Raw genomic sequence first — 18,079 nt, forward strand, 5'->3', positions numbered from 1 at the left:
ATAAATTTTCTTTTGAATCTTTGTCTAACTTTTTGGGGTCAGTTCAACCACGGAAAAGGGTAGAAAGCAGTCTTTTTTTGTGGTATAATACTATGCACTGTTTTGTATGTTTCAAGTTTTATTATACAGGATTAACTTTATTTTTCGCCAATAAGTTTACACTGCTTTATATGTTTTTTACCAGAATTGGCAGAAAAATTAGGCAGCCGTTACCGACTACCTAAAGAACTTATTCTATTCTGCAATGACCTTGTATATTATAAATACCCATAGTGCAAGAGAAATTATCATCACCATATAAAAATACCAGTGTTTTGTTTTGTGACGGAAAAATTCCATGCCCAGAAATCCTCCTGCAAAGCCGCCAAGCAGGCTCAGACCAAGGAGCGTTTTCTCAGGTATCCGCCATTTGTGTGCTCTTGCCTTGTGCTTATCTGCTCCAAAAAGTATGAACGTCAAAAGGCTCATTGCGGAAAGATATATTATAATGTATTTCAACATATCTTTGTCCTCATATAAACAAAGGGCGGAAAAGCTCCGCCCTTGTATTTTTGTTTTTACTTGAAGTAAGCTACGCCGCTTTCAAATATCTTCTGATCCTTTTCACCGGGAACGTTCTTTGATACGCAGCAGCCCTTACGCTCTGAGTGACCCATTTTACCAAGAACACGTCCGTCAGGTGAGGTGATACCCTCGATAGCCTGGAATGATGTGTTAGGGTTGCAATGAATGTCAAATGTAGGTTCTCCGTCAAAGTCAACATACTGTGTAGCGATCTGTCCGTTTGCAGCAAGCTGTGCGATTTCCTCTGCTGTTGCAACGAAACGTCCCTCACCGTGTGAGATAGCCACGCTGTGGATATCGCCTACCTCACAGCCTGCAAGCCATGGTGACTTGTTGGAAGCGATCCTTGTGTTTACCATTTTAGACTGGTGTCTTGCAATGGTGTTGAATGTCAGTGTAGGGGAGTCGTCTCTCATATCTCTTATCTCACCATATGGTACAAGACCAAGCTTGATAAGTGCCTGGAAGCCGTTGCAGATACCAAGCATAAGACCGTCACGATTTTTCAGCAGGTCATGGATAGCGTCTGTAAGTCTTGGGTTTCTCAGGAATGATACGATGAACTTGCCTGAGCCGTCAGGCTCGTCGCCACCGCTGAATCCGCCTGGGAGCATTACTATCTGTGACTCTTTTATCTTCTTCTCCATTGCGTCAACAGACTCCTTGATAGCCTGTTCTGTAAGGTTTCTTACAACGAAGATGTCAGCCTCTGCGCCTGCCTTTTCAAAGGCTCTTGCTGTATCGTATTCGCAGTTTGTGCCAGGGAATACAGGGATAAGCACTTTTGGCTTTGCCACCTTGATAGCAGGTGCAACTCTCTTGTCTGCCTTGTAGCTGTACTTTTCAGGCTTTTCAGCAGGCTCCTTCACATGAACAGGATATACAGGCTCAAGCTTGCCCTCCCAAAGTGTCTGGAGCTTGTCAAGGCTTATTGTGTAATTGTCTGACTTTATCTCGTAGCTTTCTGTTGTTTCACCGATAACTCTCTCGTCAGTGTCAACGCCCTCTGCAAGCTCGATAACAAATGCGCCATAGCAAGCTCTGTAAAGCTCTTCTGCTGTGAGCTTGTCTGTGAACTTAAAGCCTATCTTGTTACCAAATGCCATTTTTGCAACAGCCTCAGATACACCGCCGTAGGATACAGCCCAGCATGAAAGCACCTTGCCCTCAGCGATAAGCTTTTCTACCTTTTCAAATACTGCCTTCAGTGAATCGAAGTTCACAAGCTTGTTGTCATCATATTCAGGCTTGATAAGGATCACCTTAGAGCCTGCCTTCTTGAATTCCTGTGAAACTACCTTGTCTGCGTCTGTTACTGAAACAGCGAATGAAACAAGTGTAGGTGGAACGTCTATTTCCTCGAATGTACCTGACATTGAGTCCTTACCGCCGATAGAACCGCATCCCAGCTCTATCTGTGCCTTGTATGCACCGAGGAGAGCAGACATAGGCTTGCCCCAACGTTCAGGATCGTTCTGTGTTCTTTCAAAATACTCCTGGAATGTGAGCCAGCACTTCTCATATGTACCGCCTGTTGCGATGACCTTTGCGATAGACTCAACTACAGCGCTCATTGCGCCGTGGTATGGGCTTACAGATGAGAGATATGGGTCATAGCCCCAGCCCATAATGGACGTTGTCTTTGTATTGCCGTGAAGAACAGGGAGCTTTGCAGCCATTGCCTGTGTAGGTGTGTTCTGATATTTACCGCCAAATGGCATAAGAACTGTGTTTGCACCGATAGTTGAGTCAAATCTCTCAATAAGACCCTTCTGTGAGCAGATGTTGAGGTTTGATATCATAGACTCCCAGCGGTCAGCAGTGTCAGCGTCATTGCTCTCTGCTGCGAAAACAGGAGCAGGGATAGAAATATCTGTGTGCTTTTCTGCACCGTTTGAGTTAAGGAACTCTCTTGTAAGGTCAACGATAGTGTTGCCGCACCAGTTCATTTTAAGTCTTGGCTCAGCAGTTACTCTTGCCACCATTGTTGCTTCAAGGTTTTCCTTTGCAGCCTCAGCCATGAACTTTTCAAGGTCGCTCTTTGCGATAACAACAGCCATTCTCTCCTGTGACTCAGAGATAGCAAGCTCAGTGCCGTCAAGACCGTCATACTTCTTTGTAACAGCGTCAAGGTTGATAGAAAGTCCGTCAGCAAGCTCGCCGATAGCAACGGAAACTCCGCCTGCACCGAAGTCGTTACAACGTTTTATCATTGAAGTAACTTCAGGGTTTCTGAACAAACGCTGAAGCTTTCTTTCCTCAGGTGCGTTACCCTTCTGTACCTCAGCTCCGCAGCTTTCCAGTGAGTGCAGGTTGTGTGATTTTGAAGAGCCTGTTGCTCCGCCGCAGCCGTCACGTCCTGTTCTTCCGCCAAGGAGGATAACGATATCCTCAGGCTCAGGTCTTTCACGTCTTACGTTCTCAGCAGGAGCAGCACCGACTACAGCACCTATCTCCATTCTCTTCGCAACATAGCCCGGGTGATATATCTCGTGAACGTGACCGGTAGCAAGACCTATCTGGTTGCCGTATGAAGAATAACCATTGGCAGCACCAACAACTATCTTTCTCTGTGGAAGCTTACCTGTGATAGTGTCCTCAACAGGAACCAGCGGATTGCCTGCGCCTGTTACTCTCATTGCCTGATATACATATGAACGTCCTGACAGAGGGTCTCTGATAGCGCCACCAAGACAAGTTGCTGCACCGCCAAAAGGCTCGATCTCTGTAGGGTGGTTGTGTGTTTCGTTTTTGAACATGAGCAGCCAGTCCTCGGGATTGCCGTCAACGTCAACAGTTATCTTAACGGAGCAAGCGTTTATCTCCTCACTCTCGTCAAGGTCTTTGAGCAGACCAGCCTTTTTAAGCTGCTTTGCACCGATACAAGCAAGATCCATAAGTGTAACAGGCTTGTCGGTTCTGCCTGCATAAAGGTCTTTTCTTGTGTTGATATAGTCTGCAAAGGTAGCAGCTATGTAGTCTGAGTCGATAGAAACGTTATCGACGATAGTGGAGAATGTAGTATGACGGCAGTGATCAGACCAATATGTGTCTATCATTCTTATCTCAGTGATAGTAGGATTTCTCTTTTCAACGTTCTTGAAATAATCCTGACAGAACTTGATATCGTCAAAGTCCATTGCAAGACCCAAGTCTGTGAGCATAAATCTCAGGTCATCGTCTGTTGAATAGATAAAGCCCTCAACAGTCTTGACTGTGGTAGGGATAGTATACTTGATATCGAGTGTATCGAAGCAATCAAGGGAAGCTTCTCTTGACTCAACAGGGTTTATCATATAGTGCTTGATCTGGTCAAGCTCTGCTTCTGTGAGTTTGCCAGAAACGATATAAATTCTCGCTGACTTGATAGTAGGTCTTTTTCCTCCAGTGAGAAGTGAGATACACTGTGCGCAGGAATCGGCTCTCTGATCGAACTGACCTGGCAGATACTCAACTGCAAAAACAAACTCGTCAGCTTTTACAGCAGGCAGGTGATCGTAAGTAACGTCAACAGCAGGCTCAGAGAAAACGACTGGTGCTGCAAGGTCGAAATCCTCTCTTGAAAGACCCTCTGCGTCATAGCGGTTTATAACTCTCAGACCTGTAAGGTTATCAAGTCCCAGAGCTGACTTTATTCCGCCGATAAGTGAATTTGCTTCAACTGCAAATTCAGGCTTTTTTTCTACATAAATACGGTAAACAGACATGGCTACATCTCCTTATAATAGTTACTTTTATTATACTACATTTTTCGCATATTTGTCAATAAAATTCTTATTATTCGGCAGGGCATATAATTATGTGTGAATAAGCGTTGGTTCACTTGTTGATTTTTTAGTTCATAAAAGCAGAAATACCGCACCATTACAGTGCGGTATCCCTAAAATATTAATCTGCAAACGGATTTTCTGTTGGATAAAGCATACCCTTAGGCTGGTTGAAGCCTATGTCTGTCATGCCAAGATATGTCATAACACTGTGGAGTGCCTTTCCATAGTGACCAAAAGCAACAGCACCGTGGTGAGGATAGTTCTTCTGAACGAGAACATGGCGATAAAATCTGCCCATTTCGTTGATAGCGAAAATACCGATAGATCCGAATGAACGTGTTGCCACAGGAAGAACTTCGCCCTCTGCAATATATCCTTTGAGCTGTGCGTCAGCCGTTGACTGAAAGCGGAAGAATGTTATATTTCCGTCAACGATATCACCCTCAAGAGTACCTCTTGAAATGTTAGGCTCGCTGTCTGGCTCAAGATTTCTCTTCATGATACGCTGGAACTTCATCTCAGGCTCTTTTACAAGGCATGAAGCTGTGTTTCCGCAGTGGAAGCCCATGAATGTATCCTTATGTGTGTAAGGGAACTTTCCTGCGATATCATCATTGTATATGTCCGCAGGAACAGTGTTGTTGATGTCAAGGAGCGTAACAGGCTTCTGTGATACACAAACGCCTATGTATTCGCTGACAGCACCGTAGATATCTACTTCGCAGGCAACAGGAATGCCTATCTTTGTAAGTCTTGAATTAACATAGCAAGGAACGAAGCCAAACTGCGTCTGGAATGCAGGCCAGCACTTGTTTGCAAATACAACATATTTCCTTGAGCCTTTGTGAGCTTCTGCCCAGTCAAGAAGAGTAAGCTCATACTGCGCAAGTCTTGGAAGGATGCCTGCCATTTTATTGCCCTTGCCAAGCTCTGCTTCCATGTCAGCAACAACAGCAGATATTCTCTCATCGCCGGCATGGGCGTTGAATGACTCGAAAAGGTCAAGCTCTGAGTTTTCTTCTATCTCGATACCCATGTTGTAGAGCTGTCTGATAGGTGCGTTGCAGGCAAGAAAGTCCTGTGGACGTGGTCCGAATGAGATTATCTTCAGATCCTTAAGACCGAGGATAGCCCTTGCAACTGGAACGAACTCGCTTATCATCTTTGCGCACTCGTCAGGTGTACCAACAGGGTACTCAGGGATATAAGCCTTGATGTTTCTCAGTGCAAGGTTATAGCTTGCGTTGAGCATTCCGCAGTAAGCGTCGCCTCTGTTGTCGATAAGTGCATCACCGCATGGCTCTTCAGCAGCCGCAACGAACATAACAGGACCGCCAAACTTCTTTGCTAGAAGTGTTTCTGAGGACTCAGGTCCGAAGTTTCCAAGATATACAACAAGTGCGTTACAGCCTGCTGTGTTTACCTCGTCAAGGGCTTTGAGCATATCATTTTCGTTCTCCACAACTGTAGGACATTCGTAGATATCTCCGTAAGCCTTTTTGTACTCCTGACAGACCTTGATACGTCTTGATTCTGAAAGCGACATAGGGAAGCAATCTCTTGAAACTGCTACTATGCCAAGCTTCACCTCTGGAATGTTTTTCATTTTCTAACCTCCGATTTTCATTTATTTATGACTTTATTCTAGCATACCTTTGTGCTGTTTTCAATAGCTTTTTGTGCAAATTTTCGTGAAATTTAGTTAGCTGCCCAGCATGAAAAAGTGCGTTAGCCCAAGCCACTCTCTCACCCAATATGTGAACAGGTATCGTGGTTCTGTGTAGGCTGAATAAGCGGTGACGCTTTCCACCCCCTGAGCCTTTGCGATAAGGCTTGCACGGTATTGATGAAAGCCGTCTGTGACGATAGTCATATCATGGCTCATGCCGAGTTCATCGAGTATCTTGAGAGAGTTTTGGATATTTTCGTAAGTTGAAGTGGACTTGTCCTCCATTATTAGCCTGTCGCTGTCCATGCCTTTTTCTAGCAGATAGTTTTTCATTGCCAAGGCTTCGCTTATTTTCTCATCATCGCCCTTGCCGCCTGAAACTATACAAAGCGTATCGGGATTGTCGTTCATAGCTATAATTGCAGCGTCAAGTCGTCTGCGTAACATTCGTGAGGGGCGTTCGCCTTTTACCTGACAGCCAAGCACAACTATAACATTGGCTTTTTCAGGGCGGTTTTCCTGTGCTTTGTACATAAGTATGGAAAGAATGATTACATATATTATTCCGGCAAGTATCAGTGTGCTTACAAAGATAAGCCCGAATTTACCTGCGCCATGTTCCCATATTTTTGATATGATACCGCAGAATTTTGTCCAGTTTGCTGTTATGAGCATTAGTATCACCGAAACGATGATGCCAAGCAGGTTGCCCGAGCATATAACAGGAAATGGTACAAGAAACAGAAACAACAGCAAAGTTTCCAGTGCAAGCAATATTATTTTTACGCTCATTAGTTATCTCCTTGTCTTTTTTGTACTATTATAACATATAGCTCTTGTGATTACAAGGGCAAAAGAGAAAAGCGCTCCGCAGCAGCAGAACGCTTTTATAAGGAATGATCTAAGTTGAGATCAGATCACCGAATTTTTCGAGAAAATCACGCTTGTCGTCATATTTAGCTACCAGCGATACAGTTTTCTTTGTGCCAAGACCGAAAATACCCATAAGTGATTTTGGATTGAGTATTTTTGTTCCTGACTGCACCACCAGATCGTATTTGCAGCTTAAAGCCGCTTCATGCAAAGTCTTGATGTCATTAAGATCGTTTATCCTGATATAAGCTTTGATCATGTTCGTGATTATGCCCTTTGGCATATCCTCCTTTCGCAATAATAACCTCTGAAAAACTAAAAAGAACCGAAAATTTCTGAGATTTTCGTTTCTTTTTACATTAGCAACAGCAGTTCTATACTTATATGTCACATATCTTAATCCATATATAATTATATGCCAATGTGAACAAATAGTAAACAGATATTGTGTAAAATATTATATACGAAGATATTAATATGAATTTTACTTATTTCATGTTAATTTGTTATATAAAATTTGGATAATTAATCATGTTAAAACGTTTTAGTTAATGTGGAACTTATATAAAAGCTATAACAAATTAGCTAAAAGTTTTCTTATTACGAAAATCTCAAACGTTTTATATGCGTTTTGAATGAAAATACAACAAAAGTAGAAAGTATATATTCGTAAATATATTAAACTATATGATGAGATTTTGCAAAAATGCGAAATCGTTTAAATTTTGCAACAAAAAAAGCACTGAGCTTTTAAAACTCAGTGCTTTCGTGATATCAAAGTTTAGTCAACAATAAATTCTTTGATCTCGTCAAGGAATTTAGTAGCGTCGTCTGTGTGTGCTACGAGCTGGATAGGATTTGAAAGGTCAAGGCTGAAAATACCCATAATTGACTTAGCGTCAACTGCATATCTTCCTGACGCAAGATCCACATCAAAGTCGTACATAGAAACTACGCTTACAAACTTCTTTACCGCTGCAATGGAATCGAGCATGATTTTTACCTTTGTCATAAATATTCCTCCTTCAGAATGATCGGTATATCCGATCTTGATTCCCACATAAATTCTGTAGATCTTTTCTCTACAATTTATATTATAAACGATTTTTCTGATTTGTCAATGGATATTTGCAAAAAAAATTAAAATATGGTACAATAGTCAAGAGTGATAAAAATCAAAGTTTAGATTTATGCAATATGCACATATATTATTGTGATTTATTGTGCATTATAAACATTTGGCTACTGAAAGGAAATCAAATATGAAAGCCTTTTTCTATACATTCGGCTGCAAGGTAAACCAATATGAAACAGAAAATATAAAGGAAGCAATGCTGTCCGAGGGGTATGAGGTCACTGAGGATTATGCTGATGCAGAGGTATGTGTTGTAAATACCTGCACTGTTACCGCTCAGTCGGACTCAAAATGCCGACAGCTTATTCACAAGATAAAAAAAGCTAATCCTGAGTGTCTGATAGTTTTGGCAGGCTGTTTTCCGCAGGCTTTTGAAAAGGAAGCTTCTGCTCTTGATGAGTGCGGTATCATAGTTGGCACAGGTGCAAAAAAGGAGATACCTGCCCTTATAAAAAGGTATATCACAAGTGGCGAGCGTATTATCAGGATAGTTCCTCGTGAGAGGGGAGAGGCTTTTGAGAAAATGACAAACTCAGGTGCTGACAAAAAAACTCGTGCGTATATCAAAATTCAAGACGGCTGTGATCAGTATTGCACCTACTGTATTATCCCCACTGCGAGAGGACACATCTGTTCAAAACCTTTGGAGGATATCGCCCCCGAAGTTCAGCAGCTCGTTGACTCAGGTCACAAGGAGATAATCCTCACGGGCATAAATCTTTGCTGTTACGGCAGAGACTTCAAAAACGGCACACGGCTCATTGACGCTGTTGAAGCTGCCTGCGGCTGTGATGGCGATTACAGAGTGCGTATCGGCTCTGTTGAGCCTGAGCTTATTTCAGATGAAGATATCCTGCGAATGTCAAAGCTTGAAAAGCTCTGTCCGCATTTTCATCTTTCCCTGCAAAGTGGCTGTGACGAAACTTTGAAGCGCATGAACCGTCATTATGATACGGCGGAGTATGCAGAGCTTTGCGAGAAGCTTCGCAGGCATTTTCCAAACTGCGCTATAACCACCGACATAATGGTGGGCTTTCCACAGGAAACTGACGAGGAATTTGAAAAGTCGTTGGCATTTGCAAAGAAGATATCCTTTGCAGAAACGCATATTTTCCCGTATTCACGCAGACCTACCACTGTTGCCGACAAAATGAAAGGTCAGCTCGAACGCAAGACCAAGTACAGTCGTGCGGCTCAAATGGCAGATGTATGCAACGAAACAAAGGCTTTGTATCTCAAAAGCCTTGTTGGCACAGTGCTGGAGGTTTTGTTTGAAAAGGAAACAAGCCCTCAGTGGCACCAAGGTCATGCGCCAAATTATGTGACAGTGAAAATACCGAGGTCGAGCGAAGAAGTTTCTTTAAGGCGACAGCTTTTAAAGATAGAGATAACCTCGTCAGATGGCGAGTTTTGTTACGGAAAACTTATATGAGTACAAAAAAGAGGGCCGCAAATGCGATCCTCTTTCGTTATATCCAAATATACTCAGGCTTATCCAAGCTTTGCAAGGATTATCTCCTTCATCTTTCCTGGGTTAGCCTTGCCCTTTGATGCTTTCATGCACTGACCTACCAGATAGCCCAGAGCATTTGTCTTTCCGCCCTTGTAGTCATTTACAGACTTTTCGTTTGCGGCAAGAACTTCGTCAGCGATCTTTTCAAGTGCGCTGTCATCAGAGACCTGTGCAAGACCCTGCTCCTCGATAATGTCGCTTACCTTTTTGTCCTCCTCGAGAAGAACTGCAAAAACTTTCTTTCCGCCAGCGTTGGAAATGGTCTTTGCCTCGATCGCAGCGACGAGGTCAGTAAGATTGTCAGCAGTGAGCTTTGTATCTTCGAGAGTCTTGCCTGTTGCGTTCATGTACTTAACAAGGTCGCCGAGTATCCATGTTGTATAGCACTTTGCAGGGAACTTGTCCTTTGCCATGCAATCGTCAAAAAGCTTTGCAAGGGAAACAGACTCTGCTATAAACGTTGCGTCCTTTATGTTCAGACCGAACTTCTTTACATATCTGAGTATCTTTACGTTTGGAAGCTCAGGGATACTCTTTTTAAGCTCGTCAACACGCTCCTGCTCAACAACGATAGTAAGCAGGTCCGGCTCAGGGAAGTAACGATAATCCTGTGCGTCCTCTTTTGAACGCATTGGAATGCTCATTCCCTTTTCGTCGTCCCAACGGCGAGTTTCCTGCTCGACCTTTCCGCCTGCTTCAAGAACAGCTATCTGTCTTTCTACCTCGTAGTCGATACCTCTTACTGCGGCAGAGAAGCTGTTTACGTTCTTCATCTCAGAACGTGTGCCGAATGGTTCGCCAGGCTTGTGAACAGATACGTTTACATCACATCTGATAGAGCCTTCCTGCATCTTACAGTCGCATATGCCAAGATACTGTAGGATAGATTTCAGCGTTTCAAGATAAACCTTTGCTTCCTGTGAGGAACGCATATCAGGCTCAGAAACTATCTCGATAAGCGGAACACCGCAGCGGTTAAGGTCAACAAGTGATACACCATGGAACTTGTCAGAGTGGAGAAGCTTACCTGCGTCCTCCTCGATGTGTATTCTTGTGATACCTATTCTTCTTTCCTCGCCGTCAACAAGGATATCAACATAACCCTTGCCGCAGAGAGGAACTTCTGCCTGTGATATCTGATAAGCCTTTGGCAGGTCAGGGTAGAAATAGTTCTTTCTGTCCTGCTTGCAGACACGGTTTATCTCGCAGTTGAGTGCGTGACCCATTCTTATTGCATAATCAACTACCTTTTCGTTAAGAGTAGGCAGTGTGCCAGGCATACCCATGCAGATAGGGCAAACCTGTGAATTGACTTCAAGACCGAACTGGTTCTTGCAGTCGCAGTATATTTTAGACTCGGTATTAAGCTCAGCATGAGTTTCAAGACCGATTACAACTTCGTAGCCTTTTACCATTTTTGTGACCCCTTTCCTTAAAGCTCAGGCATTTTGAATCCGCCAACAAGCTGCTCATAAGCATAAGCTGTGTTAAGCAGACGCTGCTCTGTAAACTTTCCGCCGATAAGCTGCATACCAACAGGCAGACCCTTGTCGTCATATGCACAAGGAATGCTTATTGCAGGCAGACCTGCAATGTTCACTGTAACAGTGCAGACATCGTTTGCGTACATTTTAAGGGGATCGTCAGTGTTTTCACCGATCTTGAATGCTGTTGACGGAACTGTAGGAGTAGCGATAACATCAACGTCAGCGAACTGAGATGCGAACTCCTGCATTATTCTCTTCTGAACGAGCTTTGCTTTCTTGTAGTAAGCGTCATAGAAACCTGATGAAAGCACGAATGTGCCGAGCATTATTCTTCTCTTTACTTCGTCGCCGAAGCCCTCTGAACGTGTTCTCTCGTACATATCAACAAGTCCGTCATATTCTTCAGCTCTGAAGCCGTATCTTACACCGTCAAATCTTGCAAGGTTTGAAGAAGCTTCTGCAGAAGAAATGATGTAGTATGATGAAAGTGCATAATCTGTAGACGGCAGAGAGATCTCCTTTACAGTTGCGCCCTGCTTTTCAAGCTCTTTCACAGCGTTCATTACAGACTGCTTAACGAATGGGTCGATACCCTCGCCGAAATACTCTTTTGGTATACCGATTCTCAGACCCTTTACGTCAGCTTTAAGGTCAGCCGCAAAATCAGGATACTCTCTATAGGAAGAAGTAGCGTCATACTTGTCATGACCAACGATAGCAGACTGTACCATAGCAACGTCCTTTACGCACTTGCCGAGAGGTCCGATCTGATCCAGTGATGAAGCGAAAGCAACAAGACCGTATCTTGAAACGCTGCCGTATGTAGGCTTCAGACCTACAACGCCGCAGTATGAAGCAGGCTGTCTGATAGATCCGCCAGTGTCAGAGCCAAGAGTAACGATAGCCTCTCTTGCTGCAACAGCCGCAGCAGATCCGCCTGATGAACCGCCAGGTATCCTCTCTGTTTCAAATGGGTTTTTAGTAGGCTTAAAATGTGAGTTCTCGGTTGATGAACCCATAGCGAACTCGTCCATGTTGAGCTTGCCTGTTACAACGATATCATCAAGCTTGTTCATTACAGTTGCATTGAAAGGCGGAACATAGTTTCCAAGCATTTTTGACGCACAAGTTGTTCTCAGACCCTTTGTTGAGATATTGTCCTTGATACCAACAGGTATACCAGCCAAAGGTGAAAGCTCTTCGCCATTTGCAAGCTTTTCATCTATCTCAGCGGCTTTTTTCATAGCGTTTTCTTCGTCAAGTGTCAGATAAGCGTCTACCTTGCCCTCAACTGCTTTTATTCTGTCAAAAACAGACTTTGTAAGCTCTGCGGAGCTTATTTCCTTGTTCTTTATCATTTCTGACAAGTCGCAGGCATTTCTTTCAAAAAGTTCCAATTATAACACTCCTTACTCTACTGTTTTAGGCACGACAAGACAGCCTGCCTTTACATGAGGAGCGTTCTGCATAAGCTCCTGTCTTGTGAATTTATCCTGAACAGCCACGTCTTTTCTGAGTATCATCGGGTTGTCAGGGTCAAGGGTCATTTCGTCCTGAATGTCGGGGAGCTTTTCAACCATTCCCACGATGTTCTGCATTTCTGACTCAAACTTATCAAGCTGATCGTCTTCGATGCGAAGTCTTGCCAGCTTGGCAATGTGTTTAATGTCAATGTTCATTTTACATTCCTCCTGTTTTATTTATATAAAAAGATATTATCTTATTTTATCATATCCTTGAACTGTTCTTCGGTGATTATCTCGATACCGAGCTGCTGAGCTTTATCAAGCTTGCTTCCTGCTTCCTCACCTGCAAGAACGTAGTCCGTTTTTTTGGACACCGAGCCGCTTGCCTTGCCGCCGTATTTTTCAATAAGTGCCTTTGCCTCACTTCTTTTAAGCGTCGGCAAAGTGCCTGTGAGAACAAAAGTCTTTCCTGCAAAGCGGTCGTCTATCTGTATCTTCTCATACTTTGTGTTTATCCCACATTCTTTGAGCCTTTGGATAAGCTCTATCATATGCTCTTCATGGAAAGCGTTGTAAACGCTTTGCGCCATTACGCCGCCAAAGCCGTCTATCTCGGATATCTGCTCTGCGGAGGCGTTCATGATGTTGTCAAGGTCGCCGAACTTGTCGCACAGAAGCTTCGCAGAAGCCTGTCCGATATTTCTTATGCCCAGACCAAAAACCAATCTGTCCAAAGAATTGGACTTTGACTTTTCTATAGCACTAAGCAGATTGTTCACTGATTTTTCCTTGAAGTTGTCAAGCTGTAAAAGTTTGTTTTCGCTCAGAGTGTAAAGGTCAGCCACAGAGGTGATAAGCTTGTTGTCAAGAAGGGTGTGAACTATCTGCGGACCAAGACCGTCAATGTTCATTGCGCCCTTTGAAGCAAAGTGAACGATGCTTCTGAATATCTGCGCAGGACATTCAACGTTCGGACACCTTACCGCCGCTTCTTCCTCGGACTTCACAAGCTTTGTTCCGCATACAGGACAGCACTCAGGAAGCGTGAAAACTCCGTCGCCATGCTTTTCCACAGAGCCAAGCACCTCAGGGATTATATCTCCAGCCTTGCGGACCTTGATGATATCCCCAACGGAAATATTCTTTTCTCTTATAAAATCCTGATTGTGTAGGGTCGCCCTTGAAACGCTCGTGCCTGCAAGAAAAACAGGCTCAAACACGGCCACAGGTGTTATAGCACCAGTTCTGCCCACATTAAGCTCTATATCGAGCAGCTTTGAGGTCTTTTCCTCAGGCGGAAACTTGTAAGCCACAGCCCACTTTGGCACTTTTGCAGTCGCACCAAGTATCTCACGCTGTCTGAAATCATCGACCTTTATAACAACGCCGTCAATATCAAATGGCAGGTCAAAACGCTTTTCTCCGATAGCCTTTATGCAGCCTATGACCTCATCAGCGGTAGACACACGCTTGTAATCAGGGATAGTCTTGAATCCCAGTGTTTTCAGATAGTCAAGAGACTCCTTGTGGGAAGTAAGCTCCTTGCCCTCTATCTGCTGAACATTGAACACAAAGATATCAAGCTTTCTTTTTGCCGCTATCTTAGGGTCTTTCTGTCTAAGAGAACCTGCGGCGGCATTTCTAGGGTTTTTGAAAGGCTGCTCGTCATTATCCTCCTGCTCTTTAACAAGCTTCAGAAAAACATTTCTCGGCATATATGTTTCACCTCTGACTTCTATCAAAGGCAGTTCCTCGTTTATTTTTATAGGAATGGACTTTACAGTTTTCAGATTAGAAGTAACGTCCTCGCCCACAAAGCCGTCACCACGGGTAGAACCTATGGCAAGCTCGCCGTTATGATATTCAAGGGATACCGAAAGTCCGTCTATTTTCGGCTCAACAACGAATTGCGGTTTATCCACAGCCTGCTGAACTGTCTCAATAAAGCTTCTCACCTGTTCAAAGGAAAAAACGTCCTGCAAAGAACCCATTTGCACACGGTGTGTGACTTTCTCAAATATTGATATCGCCTTGCCGCCTACACGCTGAGTAGGGGAGTCGTTTCTGATAAACTGCGGAAACTGCTCCTCAAGACCCTTTAGTTCCTGCTGGAGCATATCGTATTCATAGTCTGTGATCTCGTTCCTGTCCTCAACATAGTAAAGCTGAGAGTGATAATTCAAAAGCTTCACAAGCTCGTCTATACGTTTTTTAGCGTCCTGTTCGTTCAAAATAACACAACTCCATTTCTGCCAACTTTTTACGGCATATCATACGCAGGGCAATACCACATAAGGATTGTACGCAAGATGCGTAGCCGGATTTTTCGTTAGCTTGTATAGAAACGATGTAGGAATACTTTCGTATTTCAAGGAGTTTCTGTGCGAGATAACGGAAAATCTGCAAGCAGATTGCGTGCAAAGCCGTTAGGCGTGCCTTATGCGGTATTGCCCTTTATATTATACCATAATTGCTGGTGAAATACAAGCCTTTTTTCTATAAACTGCGAAAAAATCAGCCTTTTCCCTTGTCTAAGTACATATCAGGTATCTCCCCTACGATAACAGTTTCGCTTACGGGATAGTCATAGCTCACAACGATATCCGTAGAGTGTGCAGGAAGAATGGCTGTCATTTCTATGGTCACAGTGAGATAAAGGCTGTATTTTGTCTGATTTATCCCTGCTTCCGTTAAATCGCTTTTAAGCTCTGTTTTTGCCGCACCTATCTGATGAAGCCGCAGTGGTATGTCAAAACCTCTGCCTGTGAGGATATTTATTCCTGAAAGTGTGCCGATGGGTACGCTGAGTTTTGTACCCTCAAGCTGTGAAAGGCTTTCGTTCACAGCTTTTGAAACGCTGCTTTGCAGCCTGTTCACTGAGGCTGTGTCGCTGTTTATGGAGGTTATCCTGCCGTCTGTTTCGGATATTTTTATATAACTGCTTTGCGGCAGTTTTTTAAGCTCTTGGCTTATTGCCGCATTTATCACATCTAGTGCAGCCTGCTTGCTCTCAAACTCGCTTATTTCGCTGATGTGCCTTGAAAGCTGTGCAAAAAACACAGTCGTGAGCAGTGCAAGAACAACGATAAAAGTCAGCAGTATATATGAAAGTCTGTTCTTCAAAGAACGCTTGTGAACACTCAAAAAAATCACCGCCTTTGGCTTATTATATACCAAAATGCGGTGATATGTGATTATTTTACTTTAATTCAACGATAGTTACGCCGTCCTCGCCCTCTCCGTAAACGCCTTTTCTGAATGATTTTACAGAAGGGTGGTGTTTAAGCGCACGCCTTATGGCATCACGGAGAATACCAGTGCCTCTGCCGTGGATTATGGTAAGCATCGTCACCCCTGACATGATAGCGTCAGAAATAAACTGCTCCATTTCATGAACGCCCTCGTCAGCGGCATAGCCCCTGATATCAAGCTCGGTGGATACCTTTCGTGTCATACGGCTCTCAATGCCGCTTTTGGATACACCGCCTTTTTTAACAGGCTTTTTGGACTGTTTCTGCGGCTGTTGTTTTTCAATAAGCTGAAGCTTCTTTACATCTATCTTGGTTTTCATTATGCCTGCCTGAATGAAGCACATTCCGCTGTTGTCAGGGGGCGTTATAATGATACCCTTTCTGTTTGTGTCAACGATAAGCACGCTGTCACCCTTTTTCAGCGGCCTTGGCAGCACATATCCCTCGTTCCTGCTTTCAGAAACAGGGTTAGCCTCGCTGTAAAGCTTGTTCATTGTGGACTTCTGCTTGTGCCTTGCATCAATGGCTTTCTGAGTGAAGTTCGGATTTTCTTTCTCTTTTCTCAGCTTGTCAAGCTCGTCAACAAGCGCCTGCGACTCACGCTGAACACGATTTACGATCTGCTGAGCCTCACGTCTTGCCTTTTCAAGCTCGGCTTCTTTCTGATCGTAGAATTTTTCTTTCTGCTCTGCAAGCTCTTTTCTGAGAGCCTCGCTTTCCGCACGGTATTTCTCCGCAAGCCTGTTGTTTTCTTCAAGCTGTATTCTTGTGCGTTCAAGATTGTCTATGATAGTTTCAAACTTTCTGTTATCCTCAGAAATAAGCGACTCAGCGTACTTGATTATATCCTTGTCGATACCAAGACTTTCAGAGATAGCAAAAGCGTTGGACTTACCGGGTGAGCCTATGATAAGCCTGTATGTCGGGTGCAAAGTCTGCACGTCAAACTCGCATGAAGCGTTCTCAACGTCAGGAGTGTCGATAGCGTACATTTTAAGCTCCTGATAGTGAGTAGTTGTAACAAGTGTTGCATCGAATATCCTTATGCGTTCGATTATAGCCACCGCCAACGCAGCGCCCTCCACTGGGTCAGTGCCTGAGCCAAGCTCGTCAAGAAGCACAAGGCTTTCGCTGTCCGCTTCGTCAAGTATGGTCTTTACTCTGCTTATGTGAGAAGAGAAGGTAGACAGATTGTTTTCTATAGACTGCTGGTCGCCGATATCAACGAGCACGTTTTTATATACTGATATCCTGCTTCCGTCTGACGCAGGAATGAGCAGACCGCACATTGTCATAAGCGTGAGCAGACCCACAGTTTTAAGCACAACTGTTTTACCGCCCGTGTTAGGGCCTGTTATTATCAGGGAGTGATAGTCTGTGCCAATAGAAAAGTTTATAGGCACGACCTTTTTCGGGTCGATAAGAGGGTGACGTGCCTTGTTCAGCACGATAATACCGTCATTGGATATCTCAGGGAGCATTGCTCTCATTTTTGCACCGAGGTTTGCCTTTGCAAAATAAAGGTTAAGCTTTGTTACCGCATTGTAGTTTGAAATGAGCTGGTCTTTCATTTCGGCACATTCCATGGAAAATTCAGCGATTATCCTGTGTATCTCGTCCTGCTCCTGACCCTGCAAAATGCGGATATCGTTGTTGGCTTCCACTACCGACATAGGCTCGATAAAAAGGGTTGAGCCTGTTGCGGAGGTGTCATGAACAAGACCGCTGACATTGCCCTTGAACTCAGTCTTTACCGGAAGAACGAAACGTCCGTCACGCATTGTGACTATGCTCTCCTGCAAATATTTCTGAGTGCTCGGGGATTTTATCATCTTGTCAAGGGTCTCTCTTATCTTAAGCCCTGAACGTGTTATCTTCTGTCTTATGCTTCTCAGCTCCACACTTGCGTCGTCAGAAAGCTTTGTGTCATCTATGATAGCCGTTTCAAGTCGCTGCTGCAGATACTTGTTTGGATAGAGCATTTCAAAGAGATATGAAAGGGAAGTGTCCTTGTTCTCACACTGCTCATACCAGTGGTGAAGCTCATAGGTCTGCGCAAGCAAGCGTCTTATCTGGATAAGCTCTCCAAGAGAAAGCACACCGCCTGCCTCGGCTCTTTTGATGTAAGTTGATACGTCATTTATGTTGTAAAAATTCGGCGTGCCATATCTCACGCTGAGTTCAAGTGCTTCGGCGGTCTTGCCTGTTTCTTTCTTGACCGTGTAAAGATCAGAACAAGGCTTTATCCCCAAAGCCATTTTTTTCGTTTTTTCGTTGGAGCATTCTTTTGAAAGCATTTCAAGAATTTTGTTCAGCTCCAGCGAATCGTAAAATCTTTCGTCCATTATATA

At 43.9% G+C, this 18,079-nt stretch carries 13 protein-coding genes; 1 reads left to right on the forward strand and 12 read right to left on the reverse strand.

Annotation, left to right across the window (positions count from 1 at the left end; genetic code table 11):
• Positions 1-234: 234 nt before the first annotated feature.
• From DW015_RS09535 to DW015_RS09560, 6 genes are all read right to left on the reverse strand, one after another.
• Entirely contained in the window at positions 235-501 is a 267-nt protein-coding gene (locus DW015_RS09535; protein ID WP_347501047.1) for a DUF1294 domain-containing protein, read from the reverse strand.
• A gap of 56 nt (positions 502-557) precedes the next feature.
• On the reverse strand, positions 558-4,271 hold the full coding sequence (locus DW015_RS09540; protein WP_117905472.1) for a phosphoribosylformylglycinamidine synthase: 3,714 nt from the start codon (positions 4,269-4,271) through the stop codon (positions 558-560).
• Positions 4,272-4,452: 181 nt separating this feature from the next.
• Positions 4,453-5,940, reverse strand: a complete 1,488-nt coding sequence (locus DW015_RS09545; RefSeq protein WP_038671463.1) for an L-fucose/L-arabinose isomerase family protein — start codon at positions 5,938-5,940, stop codon at positions 4,453-4,455.
• A 96-nt stretch (positions 5,941-6,036) separates the two neighbouring features.
• The gene (locus DW015_RS09550) at positions 6,037-6,795 is read right to left on the reverse strand and encodes a YdcF family protein (protein WP_117905473.1); all 759 of its coding nucleotides are present in this window, start codon (positions 6,793-6,795) and stop codon (positions 6,037-6,039) included.
• Between the two features lie 109 nt (positions 6,796-6,904).
• Positions 6,905-7,174 carry an HPr family phosphocarrier protein gene (locus DW015_RS09555; protein WP_046440140.1) on the reverse strand — a complete coding sequence of 90 codons (270 nt, stop codon included), beginning with the start codon at positions 7,172-7,174 and terminating at the stop codon, positions 6,905-6,907.
• A 483-nt stretch (positions 7,175-7,657) separates the two neighbouring features.
• Positions 7,658-7,888 carry an HPr family phosphocarrier protein gene (locus tag DW015_RS09560; RefSeq protein WP_022287796.1) on the reverse strand — a complete coding sequence of 77 codons (231 nt, stop codon included), beginning with the start codon at positions 7,886-7,888 and terminating at the stop codon, positions 7,658-7,660.
• 250 nt (positions 7,889-8,138) lie between these two features.
• Between DW015_RS09560 and mtaB the strand changes: the two genes are divergently transcribed.
• Positions 8,139-9,443, forward strand: coding sequence for a tRNA (N(6)-L-threonylcarbamoyladenosine(37)-C(2))-methylthiotransferase MtaB (mtaB, locus tag DW015_RS09565; protein ID WP_117905474.1), 1,305 nt, complete (start codon positions 8,139-8,141; stop codon positions 9,441-9,443).
• 59 nt (positions 9,444-9,502) lie between these two features.
• On the opposite strand, the gene gatB is transcribed toward mtaB, so the two are convergent.
• From gatB to DW015_RS09595, 6 genes are all read right to left on the reverse strand, one after another.
• Positions 9,503-10,939, reverse strand: a complete 1,437-nt coding sequence (gatB, locus tag DW015_RS09570; protein ID WP_117877556.1) for an Asp-tRNA(Asn)/Glu-tRNA(Gln) amidotransferase subunit GatB — start codon at positions 10,937-10,939, stop codon at positions 9,503-9,505.
• A gap of 17 nt (positions 10,940-10,956) precedes the next feature.
• A complete protein-coding gene (gatA, locus tag DW015_RS09575) occupies positions 10,957-12,408 on the reverse strand; it encodes an Asp-tRNA(Asn)/Glu-tRNA(Gln) amidotransferase subunit GatA (RefSeq protein WP_117905475.1) in 1,452 nt (483 codons plus the stop codon).
• Positions 12,409-12,420: 12 nt separating this feature from the next.
• Positions 12,421-12,690: an Asp-tRNA(Asn)/Glu-tRNA(Gln) amidotransferase subunit GatC gene (gene gatC / locus DW015_RS09580; protein WP_117905476.1), complete on the reverse strand. Its 270-nt coding sequence runs from the start codon at positions 12,688-12,690 to the stop codon at positions 12,421-12,423.
• Positions 12,691-12,731: 41 nt separating this feature from the next.
• Positions 12,732-14,708, reverse strand: a complete 1,977-nt coding sequence (gene ligA, locus DW015_RS09585; protein ID WP_117905477.1) for an NAD-dependent DNA ligase LigA — start codon at positions 14,706-14,708, stop codon at positions 12,732-12,734.
• Between the two features lie 283 nt (positions 14,709-14,991).
• Positions 14,992-15,600, reverse strand: coding sequence for a sporulation protein YunB (gene yunB / locus DW015_RS09590; RefSeq protein ID WP_207659371.1), 609 nt, complete (start codon positions 15,598-15,600; stop codon positions 14,992-14,994).
• Positions 15,601-15,676: 76 nt separating this feature from the next.
• Positions 15,677-18,073, reverse strand: coding sequence for an endonuclease MutS2 (locus DW015_RS09595; RefSeq protein WP_117905479.1), 2,397 nt, complete (start codon positions 18,071-18,073; stop codon positions 15,677-15,679).
• Positions 18,074-18,079 lie beyond the last annotated feature (6 nt).

The organism is Ruminococcus sp. AF37-20 (assembly GCF_003460465.1).
GTDB lineage: Bacteria > Bacillota > Clostridia > Oscillospirales > Ruminococcaceae > Hominimerdicola > Hominimerdicola aceti.

Coding starts and splice junctions, on each gene's coding strand:
- mtaB (WP_117905474.1), top strand. CDS start 8,139: ATGAAAGCCTTTTTCTATACATTCGGCTGCAAGGTAAACCAATATGAA.
- gatB (WP_117877556.1), bottom strand. CDS start 10,939: ATGGTAAAAGGCTACGAAGTTGTAATCGGTCTTGAAACTCATGCTGAG.
- DW015_RS09535 (WP_347501047.1), bottom strand. CDS start 501: ATGTTGAAATACATTATAATATATCTTTCCGCAATGAGCCTTTTGACG.
- DW015_RS09595 (WP_117905479.1), bottom strand. CDS start 18,073: ATGGACGAAAGATTTTACGATTCGCTGGAGCTGAACAAAATTCTTGAA.
- DW015_RS09550 (WP_117905473.1), bottom strand. CDS start 6,795: ATGAGCGTAAAAATAATATTGCTTGCACTGGAAACTTTGCTGTTGTTT.
- DW015_RS09545 (WP_038671463.1), bottom strand. CDS start 5,940: ATGAAAAACATTCCAGAGGTGAAGCTTGGCATAGTAGCAGTTTCAAGA.
- DW015_RS09540 (WP_117905472.1), bottom strand. CDS start 4,271: ATGTCTGTTTACCGTATTTATGTAGAAAAAAAGCCTGAATTTGCAGTT.
- gatC (WP_117905476.1), bottom strand. CDS start 12,690: ATGAACATTGACATTAAACACATTGCCAAGCTGGCAAGACTTCGCATC.
- DW015_RS09560 (WP_022287796.1), bottom strand. CDS start 7,888: ATGACAAAGGTAAAAATCATGCTCGATTCCATTGCAGCGGTAAAGAAG.